Genomic DNA, 17,454 nt, shown 5'->3' on the forward strand with positions numbered 1-17,454 from the left:
GCCACCTGGACCGCCAGCGCCATCTGGCACCGCCAACAGGGAGTCGTGACGTGAAGACCGACGGAACCGACCTCGGACCTGTGGACAGGCAGTCACGACGGGCCTTCATCGCGACGGCGGCGGCCGGGGTGGGCGCCGTCGCGGCGGGCTCGCTCGGCGGGTGCGGGCCAGACGGCGAAGAGACCGCGGTGAGCGCATCGGATACCGGCACGCCGGGCGGTGGCGGCGGGATCGTCGTGGCGCGCGGGCCGATCGCCGTCGAGGCCGGAGTCGGCGCCCTCAGGCGCGGCGGCAACGCGATCGACGCGGCCGTCGCGACGGCGTTCGCGCAGTTCATCACGACGCCGTTCTCGGCCGGCGTGGGCGGCTTCGGTTGCATGGTCGTGTACGACGCGAGCACCCGACGCGCCACGTCCATCGACTTCCACGGGCGTGCGGGGAGCCGGGCCACGCCCGACATCTACCGCAGCGCGCTCGAGGGGCGGATCTACGGGCACGCGGACCGCTGGAAGGTGCGCGGCGACATCAACCAGATCGGCTACAAGGCGGTCGTTACGCCGGGCACGATTGCCGGCCTGTGGGAGGCGTGGACGCGGTTCGGGACCCGGCCGTGGGCCGAACTCGTCGAGCCGGCGATCCGGCTCGCGTACGACGGCTTCGAGATCCCCGGCGCCCTGGCGCGCGGCTTCACGACCCGGACGGAGTCGTCCTCGGGCGTCGTACCGTTCTTCACGAAGGTCCGGACGACCGAGGCCTCCGCGCGCATCTTCCTCAACGACGGCGTGCCGTGGCGGGCGCGGGAACGACTCGTGCAGCGGGACTACGGCCGCACGCTCGAACTCATCGCCGAGGGTGGCGCCGACGTGGTCTACCGGGGCGAGATCGCCGAGCGCATCGCGGCGGACTTCGAGCGCAACGAGGGCCTCATCACGATGGCCGATCTCGAGGCGTACACGCCCGACGTCTACGACCCGGTGCACGGCACCTATCGCGGACACGAGGTGTTCTCGAACGCCCTTCCGGGCAGCGGCGCCCAGGTCATCGAGATCCTGAACCTCCTCGAGGGCTACGACGTGCCGGGCCTCGAACACGGGAAGGCGGACCACGTGGAACTCCTGGGCCGGGCCCAGATCCTCTCCTTCATCGACCGGCGCCGGTACCACGGCGACCCGAAGTTCATCGACGACCCGACGGACATCCTCGTGTCGAAGGACCGCGCCGCCGAACTGCGGGACTTCATCGACCGGCGCGAACTCCCGCCCGACGTCGTCGAGGAGCCGCCGGAAGGGCCCGACACGACGCACCTTTCGACCGCCGACCGAGCCGGGAACTGCGTGGCGCTCACGCACACGCTCGGCTCCGCCTCGGGGGTCGTCACCGAAGGCCTCGGCTTCACGTGGAACAACTGCATGTTCCAGTTCAACCCGGTCGCCGGCCGTCCGAACAGCATCGAACCGGGGAAGGCGCGCATCACGGGAATCTCGCCGGCGATCGTGCTGCGGGACGGGCAGCCGATCCTGGTCACGGGCGCGGCGGGCGGCACCCGGATCCTGGGCGCCGTCCAGCACACGATCAGCAATACGGTCGACTTCGGCATGTCGGCGCTCGAAGCCGTCTCCGTCCCGCGCTGGCACTGGGAGGATCACCTGCTCGAACTCGAGCCGCAGCTCTATCATCACCTGAAGGAGGAGCTCGAAGGGCGTGGTCTCGACGTCGCGAACGACGCGTTCGTCGCGCAACTCCATGCGGTCGGGATCGACCCGGATACCGGGCAACTGACGGGAGGACCGGACCCGCGCGGATGGGGCGGAGGATCGGCCACAACAGGTTGACACCTCCCTTGTGCATTTGTATCCTGCGGGTCGCGCTGCGGGGTGGAGCAGTCTGGTAGCTCGTCGGGCTCATAACCCGAAGGTCGCAGGTTCGAATCCTGCCCCCGCTATCTTTCGCCTCGCCTCGCAAAGCTGCGGGGCGAGGCGTTTTGCTCTCCGATCCCTTTTGCGGGACGGGGGTATGATCCGGGGTAGCTCAGTGGCCAGAGCGGGTGGCTGTTAACCACTAGGTCGTGGGTTCGAATCCCACCCCCGGAGTAGGGCAGCAGGGCTCTTGCCACGGGCTGCCAAAAGGGCTGGGTAGCTCAGGCGGTAGAGCACGGCGCTGAAAACGCCGGTGTCGGCGGTTCGACTCCGCCCCCAGCCATTGCCACGGGCCGCCAACGGCCGGTTCGCGGGAAGCGGCAGAGGGGCGTAGCTCAATTGGTAGAGCACCGGTCTCCAAAACCGGCGGTTGGGGGTTCGAGTCCCTCCGCCCCTGTCGGCTCGCGTAGCTCAGGGGTAGAGCGCATCCTTGGTAAGGATGAGGTCGCGGGTTCAAATCCCGCCGCGAGCTTGGAGCAGCTTGGAACGGGATAGCGGGCGCCCGTAGCTCAGTTGGATCAGAGCACCGGCCTTCTAAGCCGGGGGTCCCAGGTTCGAGTCCTGGCGGGCGCGTGGCAGAAGGGGACGACAGCGGCACGAGCCCCCATCGTCCAACGGCTAGGACACCACTCTTTCAAGGTGGAGATAGGGGTTCGATTCCCCTTGGGGGTACTGGAGCGGACGACCGGGCGGGAGTGCGGACCGCCCGTCCACGGAAGCGGAAGCAGGAAGCGCGGGGCCGTAGCTCAGCTGGGAGAGCGCTGCAATGGCATTGCAGAGGTCAGGGGTTCGAATCCCCTCGGCTCCATTCTCGCCGCCTCGGGATCGAGGTCGCGAGACCGTACGCGCCGTTAGCTCAATTGGCAGAGCAACTGACTCTTAATCAGTAGGTTCGGGGTTCGACTCCCTGACGGCGCATTCCCCCACCGGCATCCTCGTTTCGCCTGCCGCCTCGCCTCGCTCCTCGGGGGCCGGCTTGCGCCTTATCGGTTCTCGCGCTCCTGGGCGCGGGCGCCCCGCAGGACGTTCTCCAGGGCGTAGTTCGCCTCGTGGCAGGCGTATTCGTAGAGGAGGTCGTCCATTCTCACGAACGGGACCTCGCCGCCCCACGGGGTCTCCCACGTGTCCGGGTCGTCGATCAGGAACTCATAGTTGATCGTGTTCGCGTCCACGCGCGTGAGCCGTTCCGTGATCTTCATGCTCGGACTCGCGCCGAAGAACTCGCGGTAGCCGGTGAGTTGCTGCGGATTGAGCTTCGTCGTCTCGATCACGAGGGTGTCGTCCTCCCACCAGCCGCGGGAATCCCCGAACCAGGGCCGGATCGCATCCGGGAACGATGACGGGGCGCCGGTCTCGTCGGACTCTCCAGAGTCGGGAGCGACACCGATCGGGATGATGCGGGCGTCGTGCACCATCTCCGTCATGATCATGAGATGGTCGGGGGTCTGCACGATGGTGTAGTTGTTGTTGTAGAAGTAGTTGGGAAGCATGGGAGGGCCGGCGTTGGACCCGAAGGAGACGATGCAGCGCTCCGAGAGGGGCCGGTTCTCGGGGTTGTCGTACTCGCCGTGCCGTCCGCGGACCGCGAGGAGCCCGCCGAGTCGCTGCTGGGCTTCCGCCGTGCGCGCGGGAATGCGGCCATCCTTCGGCACCATGAGGAGGGAACTGCGCGGTTCTCCGTTCACGACGGCGACCTGATCTCCCCGGTCCAGATAGAAGAGGTTATAGCCGCCCGTGCCGCCGGCCGCCGCCTCCAGAACGAAGTCGCACCCGATGGTGGTGCCGCCCTCCGCCGGCGCGTCACGGTCCGGATCGCTGGATCCCGAGTGCGTCTCGATGCACTCCTGCCGGCCGCCCTCGATCTCGGCGACCTGCTCGGGCGTGAGCACGGCCTCGAAACCCTGGGGCCGTTCGATGGGCGTGATCGTCCCGTTCGTCCAGTTCCCCTGCAGGTCGGGGCGTCCGTCCGGCGTGCGCGGCAAGGCACCGCCATCCTGCGCCCGTGCGATCGGGATCGACACGGCGGCGAACAGCGCCACCGCGACCGTTGCGCGAATCATCGTTACCTTCATCGGAACTTCCCTCGCGGTTCAGCGTCTCAGCGACACAGAAGGGTCGTCACTTTCTAATCATATGGCTCGTTGCGCGATGGTTCACGGGGTGGCCGTCCGCCCGAGCCGGGATGGAGATGCGGATGCCGGAATTCTCGTCCAACCGGGAAAGGCGCCTGTGGCTGTGGGCGCTGGCCGTGGTCGTGGCGATCTACGCGACGGCCGATCTCGCGCGAACGCTGGCCGACGCGCTGCGCGAGAGCGGGCTGCTCGAACTCACCCCCACCATGTTCAGCGCCGGCATGCTCCTGATCGGGATCATGATTCTGGTACAGGGGTTGAGGGAACGGTCGCGCGGCGTGGAGGTCGGCTTCGCGCTGGGCGTCGCCGCGATCGCCGTCCTCGGTTTCGCCCGGGGGATCGCCGCGGCCGAGCGTTCCCATCTCATCGAGTACGCGGTGCTGGCGCTCATCATCCACGAGGCCCTGGTGGAGCGGACGGCCCACGGGAGGCGCGTCCCGGTACCGGCCGTGCTGGCCATCGCGCTGACGACGGCGGTCGGCGTGGTGGACGAGTGCATCCAGTTCTTCCTCCCCAGCCGCACGTTCGACCTGTTCGACATCGGGTTCGACCTGCTGGCGAGCGTCCTCGCGGTCGGCTCGAGCGTCTCGATCCGCTGGGTACGCCGCCTGATCGGAAGGTGGCGGCACCGGACCTAGCTCGAGGAACCGTGTTTGATCGCCTGGCCTCAGATACCCGTGTACCGGCGGGGTGCCAGTCGTTACGATGCGTCCCGTACTCGATCCGAATCAGGAGGTTCTCATGCGGGGCATGATTCGCGCGCACCGTGGCGCGCTTTGGGCCGGACTCCTTGCCGTTTCAGCGACGGTCGCGTTTCCGGGCGTCGGGACCGCGCAGTACCTGCCCGCGCGCGGGGACGCGTGGGAGACGCGCACTCCGGAGCAGGTGGAGATGAACGCGGCCGGCGTCCAGGCGGCCGTCGAATACGCCCTCGAGCACGAGACGAGCCAGGCGCGAGACCGGGAGTTCCAGCACAGCCGGAGCTTCGGGCGCGAACCGCTCGGTGAGGGGATCGGCCCCTTCAACGTGCGTGGCGGGCCGGCCGGGATGATCGTGCGGCACGGCTACATCGTCGCGGAGTGGGGGGACACGAAGCGCGTCGACATGACGTACAGCGTGACCAAGTCCTTCCTCTCAACGTCGGTGGGCCTCGCGTGGGACGAGGGACTCATCGGCTCGCTCGATGATACGGTGCGCGAGTACATGGCCCCGATCGACGTGCCCCCGGGCGACGGGGAACCGGGCGTCGACCGCATCGGCTTCGGGAAGCCCGACCCGACGACGATGTTCGAGTCCGAGCACAACCGCACCATCACGTGGGACGACCTCCTGCGGCAGACATCCGACTGGGAGGGCACGCTGTGGGGCAAGCCGGACTGGGCCGACCGTCCGAGCGGCGACCCCTCCACCTGGCTGACGCGGGAGCGCCATCCCTCGGGGACCGTGTACGAGTACAACGACACGCGGGTGAACCTGCTCGCGCTGGCTGCAATGAGCGTGCTGCGGCGTCCGCTGCCCGAGGTCCTGCACGAACGCGTGATGGGACCGATCGGCGCCTCGCCCACCTGGCGCTGGAACGGCTACGAGAACTCGTGGGTCACGATCGACGGGCGTCGCGTGCAGTCGGTGAGCGGCGGCGGCCACTGGGGCGGCGGCATGTTCATCAGCGCCCGCGACCAGGCGCGCTTCGGCCTCTTCACCCTGCGGCGCGGGACGTGGGGAGACCGGCAACTCCTCTCCGAGGAATGGTTCGACCTCGCGACCACGCCGGGCCCGGCGAACGGCTCCTACGGGTTCATGAATTTCATGCTCAACGTCGCGGACGACGAGGGAAACAAGCGCTATCCGAGCGCGCCCGAGGAGGCGTGGGCCCACCTCGGGAACGGCACGAACATGATTTACTGCGACCCGGTGAACGATCTCGTCGTGGTGGCGCGCTGGATCCCGGGAGGGGCGATCGACGGCCTGCTCGACCTCGTCATCGACTCCATCGACAACGCGGCCGCGACCTCATCCGGGTCGCGCTGAACCGAATCGCGGTCGGCCTCTGCGGCAGGTGGACGCTGGCGGCCGGCCCCGTTAGATTGCCCACACGGCGCGTCGCCTCCTACGGCGGCGCGTTTCGTGTCTGCGCCCGTAGCTCAGCCTGGATAGAGCGCTTGCCTCCGGAGCAAGAGGTCACAGGTTCGAATCCTGTCGGGCGCACTCGCCCCGGCTGAGCCAGCAGCACCGGTTCTCGGGGGGGCGACTCCCCGGACTGGAGAGTTCTGGGGCGCAGGCTCGGGTGGCGGAAATGGCAGACGCGCAGGATTCAGGATCCTGTGGGATTAAACTCCCGTGGGGGTTCGACTCCCCCCCCGAGCATCACCGGCCCAGGTGGCGGAACTGGCAGACGCGCTAGCTTGAGGGGCTAGTGTCCTTTTACGGACGTGGAGGTTCGAATCCTCTCCTGGGCATGCAGGACGACATCGCCGGTCGCGGGACGGCCGGCTCCGAGCGCCCGTAGCTCAACTGGATAGAGCACCTGACTACGGATCAGGAGGTTGGGGATTCGAATTCTCCCGGGCGCATGCTTTCCTTCCTTCGGGCGTCGAGACTGCGCCCGCAAGAATTCGGGCGCTCCTGGAGCTTCGCTCCCCTTCGCTGGCCAAATTCTCCCGGGCACTTCCTTTCCTGCACACGTGCCGGGCGGCGTTGTCCCTAGGCTCGCGACGGGCTTCGCCCGCTCGCTGACGAATCTCCTCCAGGACGGGGTCCATTAGATGCGCGTCAGGCCGGCTGAACGGGGGGATGTGGATCGGCTGCTGGAGTTGATGCGGGGGCTCGCGCGGTTTGAGGAGTACATCGACGACTTCGTGGTGACGCGGGAGAGTGTGCTCGAGCATGGGTTCGGGGACGACCGTCTTTTCACCGCGTTTGTCGCCGAAGAGGACGATGATCTCGTCGGGATGGCCGTGGTTTACACGATTCCGTGGACCTATACGCTGCGGCCCAAGGTCGTGCTCAAGGAGCTGTTCGTCGAAGAGGGTGCGAGAAACCTGGGGGCGGGAAAGGCCCTGATGGCGGCGGTGATTTCGCACGCCGAGTCCATCGGTGCGGCCGAGTTGATCTGGACCGTAATGGACGGGAACCGGGCTGCAGAAGGCTTCTACCGATCCCTGGGCGCTTCCCCGGATCTCAAGTGGAACAACTGGTCCCTGAGCCTCGACGATTGAACCGGATCCGTCACCGCGTGCTCTGACCGGAAGTCCGCGCCGGGGGGCGGCAGTCGGGCCACTGGGTGCCGGGTGGCATGGTGCGGCGGTCGCGGGGCATGCGGTCCGGGTCCTCGGAGGCCAGGTAGGCGAACATCGCGGTCATCACGGCGTCGTCGCGCAGGTCCTCAAAGACGATCTTGTCGAAGCTGTCGCGGTTCGTGTGCCAGGTGTAGGTACTCGTGTCCCAGCGGTTGTCGGCGATGTTCATCTCGCTCCGGCCGGCGCCCACGTGGAAGCTGAAGGCCGGCACCCCGGCGCACAGGAACGACGCGTGGTCCGTCCCGCCGGATTCAGGCATCCCCGGGACCTCGAGCGTGACGAGGTCGGACAGCTCGCTCGGGATCTTCGCGAGCCACTCGCCGAAGCGCCCCGCCGCCCCGGCGAAGCCCTGCATGGGAATGAAGGTGACCGGGCCGTTTCCGTGATCGACGTTGAACACGGTGTGGGTGCGTTCGAGGATCTCGGGATGGTCCTCGACGAAGGCGCGTGATCCGTTCAACCCCTGCTCCTCACCGTTCCAGAGGGCGCCGATGATGGTGCGGCGGGGGTTCGGGACGGCGTGCTTCAGGATGCGCATCGCCTCCATGATCGCGACGGCGCCGGTGCCGTTGTCGAGCGCGCCGTCGGAGCCGTCCCAGGAATCATAGTGGCCTCCGAGGATCACGTACTCCTCGGGTTCCGCGCTGCCGGGGATGACGGCGAAGGCGTTGAAGACCGGCACTTCTCCCAGGAAACGGGCCTGCGCGTCGACGCGCAGCACCGGCCCCTGATCGTTCTCGGCCAGCCGGTACAGCAGCCCGTACGCCTCGCAGCTCAGGTCCAGGACCGGCGCCCGCTGCGCGCGGGTGCCGAAGATCTTGGTGACGCCCCAGCCGTCGGACCACTGCGAGCGGATGATCCCGGCGGGTCCGCCTGCGTTCAGCGCTTCCGGCAGCGAGCGCGCATCGAACCCCGTGTTCCCCACGCGTTCGCTCCACTCCGCGATGGCGCGCTCCCGCTCCGCCGCCATGCGGGCCGTGGTCTCGGGCCGCGCGAACCACTCCAGGTTGTCGCGCGGGCGGCAACTCGGCTCCGGGCGCGAGACGAGCACGAACTTGCCGCGCACCTCCGACAGCGCTGCCTCGAAGGCTCCGGGGCTGTCCGCGTCCGGCAGGATCACCACCTCCGCCTCGACGGGCCCGTCCGTGGCCGGGCTCCACGCGGCCGCCATGCCCTCGAGCGATCGCATGCGCGGCTGGATGAGATCGATGTGGCTGATCCCCCGCTCCCATCCCCGCCACGTGCCGTACTGCTCCTTGTACGCCTCGATGCCCCACTCCGCGTACTTCGCGAGCGCCCAGTCGTTGGCGCCGGCCATTGCGGGCGAGCCGGTCAGCCGCGGCCCGATGGAGTCCATCATCACCTGGCCGAGCTGATAGACCTGTGAGCGCTCGACCCCCTCCTCCCAGATCGCCCGGATGACGGGATCGTCAGAGGGAAACGACTGCGCCGCCGCGCCCCGGGTTACGCCCGGAATCAGCGAAGCCGTCAGAGTGGAGAGGCATGCCAGCGAACAGGCGAGTTCGAGACGAGCCGTGCGCTTCATGGGTCGCTCCCGCGGGAAGATGGAACCTGTTCGAAGGTAGGGGTGCCCACGCGCGTTGCGAATCCCTGTCCACGCCCGGACTTTGCCCACTCGGCATCACACGCGAACTCGAATCCCGAATTCCCCATGCGTCTGCACGGCAAGCGTGCTCTGGTAACCGGCGGCTCTCGGAGCATCGGTCGGGCGATCGCCCTCGGACTGGCCCGCGAGGGCGCGGATGTGGCGGTCAACTACCGGCGGAGTCGCGAGGATGCCGAGAGCGCCGTCCGTGAGATCGAGGCGATGGGGCGCCGCGCGGCCGCGGTGCAGGGCTCGACGGACTCCCGTTCAGACGTCGAGCGTTTTGTCGCGGAGGCCCACGACGTCCTGGGCGGCCTCGATATCCTCGTGAACAACGCCGGGATCCTGAGGCGCACCCCGTTCCTCGAGATCGGCGAGGAGGAATGGGACGCCATTCAGGGCGTCAACCTGAAGGGGTACTTCCTGGTGGGTCAGGCGGTGGCGCGCCGCATGGTCGAGGCGGGAGCGGCGGGGGCGGTCGTCAACGTGTCTTCCGCCGGACAGGCGGTGGCCGCGCCGAACCTCACGCACTACTGCGTGTCGAAGGCGGGGGTCGAGATGCTCACGAAGCAGATGGCGCTCGAACTCGCGCCGCAGGGGATCCGGGTGAACGCCGTCGCGCCGGGCCTGATCGAGACCGACCTGAACCGCGCCGACATCGCGCGGGACGACTTCCGCGAGGGACGCCTCGCCCGCATCCCGCTCGGGAAGATCGGCGTTCCAGACGATGTGGTGGGAGCCGTCGTCTACCTCGCGTCGAACGAGGAGGCGCGACTCGTGACGGGTGCCAGCCTGTTCATCGACGCTGGCCAGACGATCTGGGGTGCCTAGGTCGTGGACACGCGAGTCCATGTAGACAGGGCGGGCGGCTTCGTCATGGCCCTGCCGGTTTCGGACGCGTTCCCGCTGTTCAGCGCGGAGGGTGAGCGGCGGTGGGTCGCAGGGTGGGATCCGCGCTACTTGTCTCCGAACGGGCCCCACGCGAGGGAAGGTCTGGTGTTCCAGACCATCAAGGAAGGCGTGGGAACGGCGACATGGGTCCAGACAAGGCATGCGCCCGCCGCGGGCGTCGCTTCGTTCGTGTACATAGTTCCCGACCACCACACCGCCATGGTGGACGTTCGTGTGACTCCCGACAGTGACAACCGAAGCCGGGCGTCTGTGAAGTATCGAATGACGTCGCTTTCGTCCGACGCGGACGATTTCGTGCGAGCGTTCGGCGAAGCCTTTGAGGACTTTATGGCCCAGTGGGCTCAGGCCATCCAGCGACACATCGTGGAAGGTGCCGCACTTACTCGGGAGTGAAGGCGAGGACCTGAACCCTCGGCGCCGGAAGGGGGTGGGCCTCGGGCTGGCGGTAGCGGCGACGCTACTCGTGGCGTCCTGCAGTGGCCCTGTGCCCCGCGACTCCGAACCGCCTACCTGGGAGGTACGCTTTTCCCACGTGCTGTCGACCGGCTCCGAGTTCCATCTCATGGCGGAGCGGTTCCGGGATCTCATGCTCGAGCGCACGGATGGACGGTTCCGGGTCGTCATCTATCCGTCGGGACAGCTCGGGGGCGAGCGCGTCGCCTTCGAGCAGATCCAGGTGGGCGCGGTCCACATGGCGATTACGGGTACCCCCGTGCTCTCGGGCTGGGTGCCCGAGACGCAGGTCTTCGATCTCCCCTTCCTGTTCGAGACCCGGGACCACGGGCTCGCGGCGATGAACGGCCCGGCGGGAGACTGGTGGCGCGACCTCCTCCTTGAGCGCACGGGCGTCCGCTCGCTGGGCTTTCTCGACTACGGGTTCCGCCACGTCTACAATCGGCGCCGGCCCATCGAGGCGCCCGAGGATCTCGCCGGCCTCAAGCTCAGGGTCCTCCAGAACGCGACGTACCTGGCGGCCTATTCCGCGCTCGGCGTCCAGGCGACGCCGATGAACTACGGCGAGGTCTACTCCGCGCTGCAGCAGGGCGTGATCGACGGCGGGGAGGCGAACGCGATCGGTTTCGTGAGCAGCCGGCTCCACGAGGTGGCGAAGTTCTACAGCTTCACCTCCATCACGTACAACCCCATCACGCTTCTCGTGAACGAGCCGTTCTATCGGGGGCTCCCTGCGGAGATCCGGGAGATCGTCGACGGTTCCGCGGCCGAGGCGCTCGCCTACCAGAGCGAAGTCGCGCGCCGGATGGAGGCGGACGCCATCGTGGAGATGCGCGCGGCCGGCGTGGAGATCTCGCGTCCGAACCTGGCGCCGTTCGCCCCGGCCGTCAGACCGCGGATATGGGACGAACTGGCGAATCGGCTGCCGGACGGCGAAGCGCTGATCGCAAGGTTGGTGGCTTCGACGGAGCGCCGATGACGAAGCGGCTGCAGGTGTTCAACGGGCTCCTGGTGAGGCTTGAAACCTACGCCGTCGGCATTCTTGTGATCGCGGTCTGCGACGTGGTTCTCCTCCAAGTGTTGATGCGCTACCTCTTCGCCTGGCCGAATCCGTGGAGCGAGGAGGTGTCGCGCTTCTGCTTCATCTGGATGTCGCTGCTCGGGGCTTCGCTGGCGGTGGCGCATCGGTCCCACTTCCGGTTCGACCAGGTCACGGGGCGGCTGCCTCCGCGCGCGAAGAAGGCGGTGGAGACGTCCGCGGCAGCGATCGTGCTGATGTTCGCGCTCCTCCTCATCGGCGCGGGCATCGCCCTCATGGACCTCACGATGGGAGAGCGTTCCGCCGCGTTGAACCTGCCCGTTGCGCTCGTGTATGCGGCGGCGCCCGTGTCCGGCGTGTTGATGGCGATCCACATGCTCGCGGGTCCGACGGTCGCCGATTCGGACCGGCGGCTCGCGCCGGGGGTTGAGGATCTTCCAGCCGAGGGCGGCGGCTGATGGGCGGACTCCTCCTCGGGGCTTTCGGCCTCCTCGTGCTGGCCGCCGTGCCCATCGGATTCGCGCTCGCAATCGCCGCCATCATCGCCATCGTGGTGGCGGATCTCCCACTCGTCGTCATCCCGCAGCAGATCGTCGCGGGGATGGACTCGTTCCCCATGCTCGCCGTGCCCCTGTTCATCCTCGCCGGCTACCTGATGGATGTCGGAGGGATCAGCCGTCGCCTGGTGACGCTGGCCCGCGCCCTCGTCGGCCACCTGCCGGGAGGGCTCGGGCAGGTGGTCGTCATGGCGGAGGTGTTCTTCTCGGGCGTGTCGGGTTCGACGTCCGCGGATGCGGCCGCCGTCGGCGGCATCATGGTGCCCCAACTGACCGCGAACGGGTACGGCCGGGCGCGTGCCACGGCGATCGTCTCGGCCGCGTGCGGGATGGGGATCCTCATTCCGCCCGCCATCGTGATGGTCGTCTACGGCGTCATCGGCAACGTCTCCATAGGCGCCCTGTTCATCGCCTCGATCGTGCCCGCGCTCCTCATCGCCGCGGGCCTGATGGCGCAGATCGGGTGGCAGGCGCGGAGGGAAGGGTGGCCCCGCGGGGAGTGCGCCTCGTTCGCGGAACTCCGCCGCGCGATGATCGACGCGGTGCTCCCGCTCTTCATGATCGTCGTCATCCTGGGGGGCATCCGCTTCGGCCTCTTCACCCCCACGGAGGCCGCGGCGGTCGCCGTCGCCTATGCGCTGCTCCTGGCGGGATTCGTGTACCGATCGCTCACCCTGGCGGATCTTTGGAGCAAGGTCGTCCAGACCGCCGTGGTGTCCGGAATGGTGCTGTTCGTCGTGGGCGCCGCGCACCTTCTGGGCTGGGTCCTCGCCGTCCTGCAGCTGCCGCAGACGCTGGCGTCATCGGTGGTGGGGCTGGGCGGCGGCCAGATCGGCTTCATGCTCCTCACGATTCTCGTCTTCCTTCCGCTCGGCGCCATCCTCGAGGGCGTGCCCGCGGTCGTCCTGCTGACGCCGATCCTTCTGCCGCTGGCGACGCAACTCGGGATCGACCCCGTGCACTTCGGCGCCGTCATCGTGGCGACGCAGGGGATTTCCGTGTTCCTGCCGCCCGTCGGCGTGAGCCTGCTCGTCGCCTGCTCCGTGGGAGGTGTCGAGCCGGCGGAGGTCGCGCGCCCGCTCTGGCCCTACCTCGCCCTCATGCTGGCGCTCACGGTCGCCATCGCGCTCCTGCCCGGCGTCGTCCTGTTCCTGCCGGAACTGCTCGGGTATTGAAGGGTCTGAGGCATGCATCGTTTCGTGAACGACATGACCCCTGGGACCGCACGATGGAGACACGGGAGTTCGAGATCAGAACGGAGCGGTTGCTGCTGCGGCCGCACCGCCTGGAAGACGTCGACGACATCTTCGAGTTCGCCCGCGACCCGGAGTGGGCCCGATACCTGCCGGTGCCGGTGCCATACCTCAGGGAACACGCGGAGGAGTTCGTGGCGCAGCGGATCCTCACGTCCCGGGAGGAGTGGCCGGTGTGGGCGATCGTCCTGGCAGGGAAGGTTATCGGCGGCATCGGAATCAGGATCGACGTCGAGCATGCGACGGGCGCACTGGGCTACTCGATTGCGAAGGAGCATTGGGGCCGAGGCCTGACCGTGGAGGCGGCCCGCGCCGTCGTCGACTGGGCGTTCCGCGAGCGCGGGCTCGCGAAGGTGTACGCGTACGCCGATGTGCGGAACACGTCGTCCCTGAGGGTGATGGAAAAGCTGGGCATGACCCGCGAGGGCATGTTGCGCGGCCACCGGACGCTGCGGGAGGAGCGGGTCGACGACGTGTACTACGGACTCCTCAGGGAAGAGTGGGGGAGGGACGAAGGCTGAGTCGGTCCGTCAGTACTTGATGTCGGTTCGGCCGACCGTCATCCCGATGTTGCCGACCCGCCGCCCCATCGTGTAGTGCTCGCCACTCCCGGCGGTCATCCCGAAGAAGTCCACGGCCGGCACGATCAGGCGGCCGGCGTCGTCGACCGCGCCCTCGATGGCGGTCGTCGCCACGACCTCCGCGAGGAACACCTTCCGCTCGGGCGGCACCTCGAGGGAGTCGAAGATCCGGCACTCGCAGTGGATGGGGGACTCCTCCACGGTGGGCGCATCGACGACGGTCGCCGCGCCGCGCGTCAGACCCGAGAGCTCGAACTTGTCGGCCACGCGGCCGGAGTTCATGTCGACGGTGTCGAACGCCTCCACCATCGACGCGAGCGGGACGTTCAGCACGAACTCGTCGTGCATGTCCAGGAGTTCCCTCGCCTGATGCTCTAGGGCTGCGCTCACCCCGATCTGGGGCGGGTCGCCGCTCACGACGAACGTCCACAGCACCGAGATCTCGTCCGGGTCGCCGGGCCGGCCGTTCACGGTGAGCAGAATCGCCGGGACGGGCGGGAGCATCGGGCCCGGCTCCGCAAGCAACCGGCGAGCCCCGGTGAGCGGCGCCGGCGGCCTACCCCCGCCCACCGGCATCCCTTCGTCGGGTGCACATCCCCAAACAGCGGCAACCGCGGCGGCCGCCGAGCCACTCCCCAGAAACCGCCTCCGCGACCAGCCGTGCGTTGCTGACATCGTCTTCACCGCCTCCTCGCGGATGACTCGCCGTTCGACCCGACATCAATAGATGCCGGGGATGATCCGATATTTGACCCGTGCTTGATACTCGGCCCACTTCTCGGGGCCGTATTTTTCGGCGCAGAACTTGTCGTCGAAGCGCTGTCGAAAAATGAACAGTCCGACGATGAAGACGAAGTAGGTCCAGGCCCAGGGGTTGGCGAAGTAGCCGAACACGAGGGCGATGGAGAGGGAGAAGAGGCCCTCGCCGAGATAGTTGAAGTGGCGGGCGACGCCCCACAGGCCGCTGCACAGGATCTTGCGGTCGCCGGCCTCGATGTACTCGGGCTCGATGAGACCGAGGAACTTGCGCTCGGGCCAGCGCTTGAAGGTGTACTTCTGCATGTTGGCGCCGCGCGTGATGCCCCATGCGACGAGGAACAGCGCGGGTGCGCCGATCAACCACACCTGTCTCCAGGGCGCCGCGAAGCCGGGGGCCGGGTACACGGCCAGGCCCCACAGCGGCAGGATGTAGAGCCACCCGTACACCATGATCCCGCCCCAGATCATCTTGAAGCCGAGCTTCTCGTGGATCACATCGTACGTGTAGAGCTGGACGCGCTCGAAGATGAAGTAGTCGAAGACGTAGAACGTGAGGAACCCCGCGTAGAGGAAGACGCCGGGGTTGGAGTCCGCGCCGAAGAGCCCGTAGTGGTACGCGGCTCCGGAGAGGGCGTTCAGCGACAGCATGGTCCCGCCGACGACGTACAGGAACATCTTCACGTCGAAGCGTTCGTTGAAGAACGAAAGCTCGAGGACGCGCCCTTCCCAGAGGGCGGCGAGCGGGCGCTCCACCTTGTCGCGCGACCCTCCGAACACCGCGAGGAGGGCGAAGACCAGGCACATGACCGTGCCGCCGGCCACCTGGTAGACGGTGGACCGGTAGAACCAGTCTCGCGGCATCCCGGTGAGTTCGAGCGCCCACACGACCTCGGCGAGCACGAACACCGGCAGACCGTTCAGTCGGTAGCCGCGGGGCTCGCCGGTCTCCGGGTTGATGACGTAACCCGGGACCCGCCTTCCAGGCAGAATGAGTTGCAGCACGAAGAACGCGGCGCAGATCGCGAGCGGGGCGAGGAAGCCGGCAAGCGCTTCGGTCCCGGAAAGCGCGAACAGATGGCCGATGCCAAGCCATTCAATCATCAGAAAAGATCCTCCCCGGGGAACGCCGATGCCTGCCGGAGCCAGTCTGCCAGGAGATCCTCGTCCGGCTCGTCGTCCTCGTAGATGTGGAAGTAGCGCACCTGCTCGTGCTTCGATTCCACCGGCGGCGCGGGACGCAGCGAGGCGCCGTTGAGGAACGTCACCTTGACGTACCGCGTGAAGCAGTGGAACGAGAGGAACCAGCCCCTGTCTTCGATGCCGTAGAAGGGCGAGTTCCAGCGGACCGCCCTGCGGACATCAGGCACGTTACGCTCGATGAGCGCGTCGAGGTGGCGGCCGACCTCCCGTTTCCAACCCGGCATGGCCGTGATGTACGCCTGCACGGGCGCATCTCCATCCCCCTTCGGAATCTGGGGATTGCCGCCGGAGAGGAGTTTCGCGACCAGGCCCGCTATCCCTCCGTCCGCGCGAACCGCAGGTTCCTGACCCGCCCGGCGTCGACGATCAGCGCCTCGTGCCGGCCGCCGACGAGTTCGGAGAAGCGGAGGGTCGGCCCGTCCTCGGTCGTGAGTTGCCTCTCCGATTCGGCCACGAGGGCGACCGGGTCCCGCCGGCCGACGTGCAGCATGAGCCCGGCAGCGCCGTCCTCCACGATCCGATACGTGGCGTCCAACTCGGGACTGTAGAAGGATCCGGCGTAACGCGCGCGGTTCGGAATGTCGTGGTCGGGCAGAGCCTCGGGAGCGTCCTCGTCTGCGGCCTGCATCTCCTCCTCTCCCTCCGCGACGTCCTCGGGCGGATCCATCGCGTCTTCCAGGTAGATTTCGGCCGTGCTCGCGATGAGGGCCATGGGATCGATCCGCGACCGGTTGCACAGGGCGACGAACGAGTAGCCGGCGTCGGGATAGCGGGACATGCCCGTGCGGTAGCCCACCCACGAGCCACTGTGCCGCACCGTGGCCAGCCCCCGGTGTTCGCCGTGGGAGAGACCGAAGGCGTACGGAATCGTGTCGCCGGAGGTGAGCACGCCCCGCTCGTGCATGAGCGCGACCCACTCCGGTCCGCCGACCGTACCCTCGGTGAGGTTGCGGTCCCAGGCGGGCCACTCCTCCACCGAAGTGTAGATGCCGCCGTCCCCGACCACGTCGAGCGTCGTCATGTTGATCCGGAAGCCGTCATCGGTGGGGGAATAACCGGTCGCCCGGTCGGCGACGACTTCGTTGTGGTCGTCGTGGAAGTGCGTGCGCGGCATGCCCAGAGGATCGAAGAACTCGGCCCGCGCGAACTCCCGCAGGCTCTGCCCCGAAACCTTGGCCACGATCTCGGCGAGCAGGACGTAGCCGGAGTTGCTGTACAGGTACTCGGAGCCCGGAGGAAAGTTTAGTTCGCGCTGCCGGTGGATCGCATCGAGGATGTCCTGATTCGTGATGAAGTCCTCGCTCCGGTTCCCCGCCAGGGTGAAGAGCACGAGGTAGTCGCGCACGCCGGACGTGTGGTGGATCAGGTGTCGGACGGTGGGAGAGTCGGCGTAGTCGGGGAATTCGGGGATGTAGCGCCGGACGGGAGCATCCAGATCCACCTCTCCCCGGAGGGCGAGCAGGGCGACCGCGCCGGCCGTGAACTGCTTCGAGACGGACGCGATGCGGTAGATGGTCTCCGGGCCGTTCGGGATGCCGTGGTCGAGGTTGGCGGTGCCGTAGCCGGCGGCGTGGATCGGGCGGCCGTCCCGGATCACGGCCATGGAGCAGCCGGGCCCGTCGGCGCTGGCGTAGTCGGCGAAGACGGCGTCGACTTGGGCCTGCAGCTCGCCGTCGGCCCCCGGGGCGCAGCCTGTGAGCGCGCCGACCAGGATCGCGGCCACGGCGGCCGTCCCGGCCGGATGACGGTC

General features: G+C 67.9%; 16 protein-coding genes and 13 tRNA genes. 23 read left to right on the forward strand and 6 right to left on the reverse strand.

Annotated features, from left to right (window positions below; genetic code table 11):
• The first annotated feature begins 50 nt into the window (after positions 1-50).
• The 10 genes from ggt to RN901_RS02570 all read left to right on the forward strand — a co-directional run bounded on the left by ggt (position 51) and on the right by RN901_RS02570 (position 2,834).
• Positions 51-1,832, forward strand: coding sequence for a gamma-glutamyltransferase (gene ggt / locus RN901_RS02525; RefSeq protein ID WP_310755599.1), 1,782 nt, complete (start codon positions 51-53; stop codon positions 1,830-1,832).
• 36 nt (positions 1,833-1,868) lie between these two features.
• A tRNA-Met gene (locus RN901_RS02530) sits at positions 1,869-1,942 on the forward strand.
• A gap of 75 nt (positions 1,943-2,017) precedes the next feature.
• A tRNA-Asn gene (locus RN901_RS02535) sits at positions 2,018-2,090 on the forward strand.
• Positions 2,091-2,126: 36 nt separating this feature from the next.
• Positions 2,127-2,199: transfer RNA gene (locus RN901_RS02540), tRNA-Phe, on the forward strand.
• 41 nt (positions 2,200-2,240) lie between these two features.
• Positions 2,241-2,313: transfer RNA gene (locus RN901_RS02545), tRNA-Trp, on the forward strand.
• Positions 2,314-2,316: 3 nt separating this feature from the next.
• A tRNA-Thr gene (locus RN901_RS02550) sits at positions 2,317-2,388 on the forward strand.
• Between the two features lie 26 nt (positions 2,389-2,414).
• Positions 2,415-2,489 (forward strand) — tRNA-Arg (locus tag RN901_RS02555).
• Between the two features lie 27 nt (positions 2,490-2,516).
• A tRNA-Glu gene (locus RN901_RS02560) sits at positions 2,517-2,588 on the forward strand.
• Between the two features lie 63 nt (positions 2,589-2,651).
• Positions 2,652-2,724 (forward strand) — tRNA-Ala (locus tag RN901_RS02565).
• 37 nt (positions 2,725-2,761) lie between these two features.
• Positions 2,762-2,834, forward strand: a tRNA-Lys gene (locus RN901_RS02570).
• 65 nt (positions 2,835-2,899) lie between these two features.
• On the opposite strand, the gene RN901_RS02575 is transcribed toward RN901_RS02570, so the two are convergent.
• Positions 2,900-3,976: a hypothetical protein gene (locus RN901_RS02575; protein ID WP_310755601.1), complete on the reverse strand. Its 1,077-nt coding sequence runs from the start codon at positions 3,974-3,976 to the stop codon at positions 2,900-2,902.
• 134 nt (positions 3,977-4,110) lie between these two features.
• Here RN901_RS02575 and RN901_RS02580 point away from each other — a divergent pair, with 134 nt between their 5' ends.
• From RN901_RS02580 to RN901_RS02610, 7 genes are all read left to right on the forward strand, one after another.
• Positions 4,111-4,686, forward strand: coding sequence for a VanZ family protein (locus RN901_RS02580; RefSeq protein ID WP_310755604.1), 576 nt, complete (start codon positions 4,111-4,113; stop codon positions 4,684-4,686).
• Between the two features lie 103 nt (positions 4,687-4,789).
• A complete protein-coding gene (locus RN901_RS02585; protein ID WP_310755607.1) occupies positions 4,790-6,076 on the forward strand; it encodes a serine hydrolase in 1,287 nt (428 codons plus the stop codon).
• A 102-nt stretch (positions 6,077-6,178) separates the two neighbouring features.
• Positions 6,179-6,253, forward strand: a tRNA-Arg gene (locus RN901_RS02590).
• Between the two features lie 73 nt (positions 6,254-6,326).
• Positions 6,327-6,412: transfer RNA gene (locus RN901_RS02595), tRNA-Leu, on the forward strand.
• A gap of 6 nt (positions 6,413-6,418) precedes the next feature.
• Positions 6,419-6,504: transfer RNA gene (locus RN901_RS02600), tRNA-Leu, on the forward strand.
• A gap of 40 nt (positions 6,505-6,544) precedes the next feature.
• Positions 6,545-6,618 (forward strand) — tRNA-Arg (locus RN901_RS02605).
• Positions 6,619-6,810: 192 nt separating this feature from the next.
• Positions 6,811-7,263, forward strand: coding sequence for a GNAT family N-acetyltransferase (locus RN901_RS02610; RefSeq protein ID WP_310755610.1), 453 nt, complete (start codon positions 6,811-6,813; stop codon positions 7,261-7,263).
• A 10-nt stretch (positions 7,264-7,273) separates the two neighbouring features.
• Here the strand turns inward: RN901_RS02610 and RN901_RS02615 are convergent, their stop codons facing one another.
• The gene (locus tag RN901_RS02615; protein WP_310755613.1) at positions 7,274-8,890 is read right to left on the reverse strand and encodes a M28 family peptidase; all 1,617 of its coding nucleotides are present in this window, start codon (positions 8,888-8,890) and stop codon (positions 7,274-7,276) included.
• Between the two features lie 126 nt (positions 8,891-9,016).
• Between RN901_RS02615 and RN901_RS02620 the strand changes: the two genes are divergently transcribed.
• The 6 genes from RN901_RS02620 (at position 9,017) to RN901_RS02645 (ending at position 13,685) form a co-directional block, all read left to right on the forward strand.
• Positions 9,017-9,781, forward strand: coding sequence for a 3-oxoacyl-ACP reductase family protein (locus RN901_RS02620; RefSeq protein ID WP_310755616.1), 765 nt, complete (start codon positions 9,017-9,019; stop codon positions 9,779-9,781).
• A gap of 165 nt (positions 9,782-9,946) precedes the next feature.
• Positions 9,947-10,255 carry a hypothetical protein gene (locus RN901_RS02625; protein WP_310755619.1) on the forward strand — a complete coding sequence of 103 codons (309 nt, stop codon included), beginning with the start codon at positions 9,947-9,949 and terminating at the stop codon, positions 10,253-10,255.
• A 139-nt stretch (positions 10,256-10,394) separates the two neighbouring features.
• The gene (locus RN901_RS02630) at positions 10,395-11,294 is read left to right on the forward strand and encodes a TRAP transporter substrate-binding protein (RefSeq protein ID WP_310755622.1); all 900 of its coding nucleotides are present in this window, start codon (positions 10,395-10,397) and stop codon (positions 11,292-11,294) included.
• Positions 11,291-11,812 (forward strand): TRAP transporter small permease, encoded by a 522-nt coding sequence (locus tag RN901_RS02635; RefSeq protein WP_310755625.1) that lies wholly within the window; start codon positions 11,291-11,293, stop codon positions 11,810-11,812. The genes RN901_RS02630 and RN901_RS02635 overlap by 4 nt, the downstream gene beginning before the upstream one ends.
• Positions 11,812-13,086 carry a TRAP transporter large permease gene (locus tag RN901_RS02640; RefSeq protein ID WP_310755628.1) on the forward strand — a complete coding sequence of 425 codons (1,275 nt, stop codon included), beginning with the start codon at positions 11,812-11,814 and terminating at the stop codon, positions 13,084-13,086. Before RN901_RS02635 ends, RN901_RS02640 begins: the two co-directional genes overlap by 1 nt.
• Positions 13,087-13,139: 53 nt before the next feature.
• Positions 13,140-13,685, forward strand: coding sequence for a GNAT family N-acetyltransferase (locus RN901_RS02645; RefSeq protein WP_310755631.1), 546 nt, complete (start codon positions 13,140-13,142; stop codon positions 13,683-13,685).
• A gap of 9 nt (positions 13,686-13,694) precedes the next feature.
• On the opposite strand, the gene RN901_RS02650 is transcribed toward RN901_RS02645, so the two are convergent.
• The 4 genes from RN901_RS02650 to RN901_RS02665 all read right to left on the reverse strand — a co-directional run bounded on the left by RN901_RS02650 (position 13,695) and on the right by RN901_RS02665 (position 17,427).
• Positions 13,695-14,249 (reverse strand): flavin reductase family protein, encoded by a 555-nt coding sequence (locus RN901_RS02650; protein ID WP_310755633.1) that lies wholly within the window; start codon positions 14,247-14,249, stop codon positions 13,695-13,697.
• A gap of 216 nt (positions 14,250-14,465) precedes the next feature.
• Positions 14,466-15,605 carry a DUF1295 domain-containing protein gene (locus RN901_RS02655; RefSeq protein ID WP_310755635.1) on the reverse strand — a complete coding sequence of 380 codons (1,140 nt, stop codon included), beginning with the start codon at positions 15,603-15,605 and terminating at the stop codon, positions 14,466-14,468.
• A complete protein-coding gene (locus RN901_RS02660; protein WP_345782345.1) occupies positions 15,605-16,021 on the reverse strand; it encodes a DUF1801 domain-containing protein in 417 nt (138 codons plus the stop codon). The genes RN901_RS02655 and RN901_RS02660 overlap by 1 nt, the downstream gene beginning before the upstream one ends.
• Positions 16,018-17,427 carry a serine hydrolase domain-containing protein gene (locus tag RN901_RS02665; protein WP_310755639.1) on the reverse strand — a complete coding sequence of 470 codons (1,410 nt, stop codon included), beginning with the start codon at positions 17,425-17,427 and terminating at the stop codon, positions 16,018-16,020. The genes RN901_RS02660 and RN901_RS02665 overlap by 4 nt, the downstream gene beginning before the upstream one ends.
• Positions 17,428-17,454 lie beyond the last annotated feature (27 nt).

This window comes from Candidatus Palauibacter soopunensis, from assembly GCF_947581735.1.
Lineage (GTDB): Bacteria > Gemmatimonadota > Gemmatimonadetes > Palauibacterales > Palauibacteraceae > Palauibacter > Palauibacter soopunensis.

Coding starts and splice junctions, on each gene's coding strand:
- RN901_RS02575 (WP_310755601.1), bottom strand. CDS start 3,976: ATGATTCGCGCAACGGTCGCGGTGGCGCTGTTCGCCGCCGTGTCGATC.
- RN901_RS02580 (WP_310755604.1), top strand. CDS start 4,111: ATGCCGGAATTCTCGTCCAACCGGGAAAGGCGCCTGTGGCTGTGGGCG.
- RN901_RS02585 (WP_310755607.1), top strand. CDS start 4,790: ATGCGGGGCATGATTCGCGCGCACCGTGGCGCGCTTTGGGCCGGACTC.
- RN901_RS02610 (WP_310755610.1), top strand. CDS start 6,811: ATGCGCGTCAGGCCGGCTGAACGGGGGGATGTGGATCGGCTGCTGGAG.
- RN901_RS02615 (WP_310755613.1), bottom strand. CDS start 8,890: ATGAAGCGCACGGCTCGTCTCGAACTCGCCTGTTCGCTGGCATGCCTC.
- RN901_RS02620 (WP_310755616.1), top strand. CDS start 9,017: ATGCGTCTGCACGGCAAGCGTGCTCTGGTAACCGGCGGCTCTCGGAGC.
- RN901_RS02635 (WP_310755625.1), top strand. CDS start 11,291: ATGACGAAGCGGCTGCAGGTGTTCAACGGGCTCCTGGTGAGGCTTGAA.
- RN901_RS02640 (WP_310755628.1), top strand. CDS start 11,812: ATGGGCGGACTCCTCCTCGGGGCTTTCGGCCTCCTCGTGCTGGCCGCC.
- RN901_RS02645 (WP_310755631.1), top strand. CDS start 13,140: ATGGAGACACGGGAGTTCGAGATCAGAACGGAGCGGTTGCTGCTGCGG.
- RN901_RS02650 (WP_310755633.1), bottom strand. CDS start 14,249: ATGCTCCCGCCCGTCCCGGCGATTCTGCTCACCGTGAACGGCCGGCCC.
- RN901_RS02655 (WP_310755635.1), bottom strand. CDS start 15,605: ATGATTGAATGGCTTGGCATCGGCCATCTGTTCGCGCTTTCCGGGACC.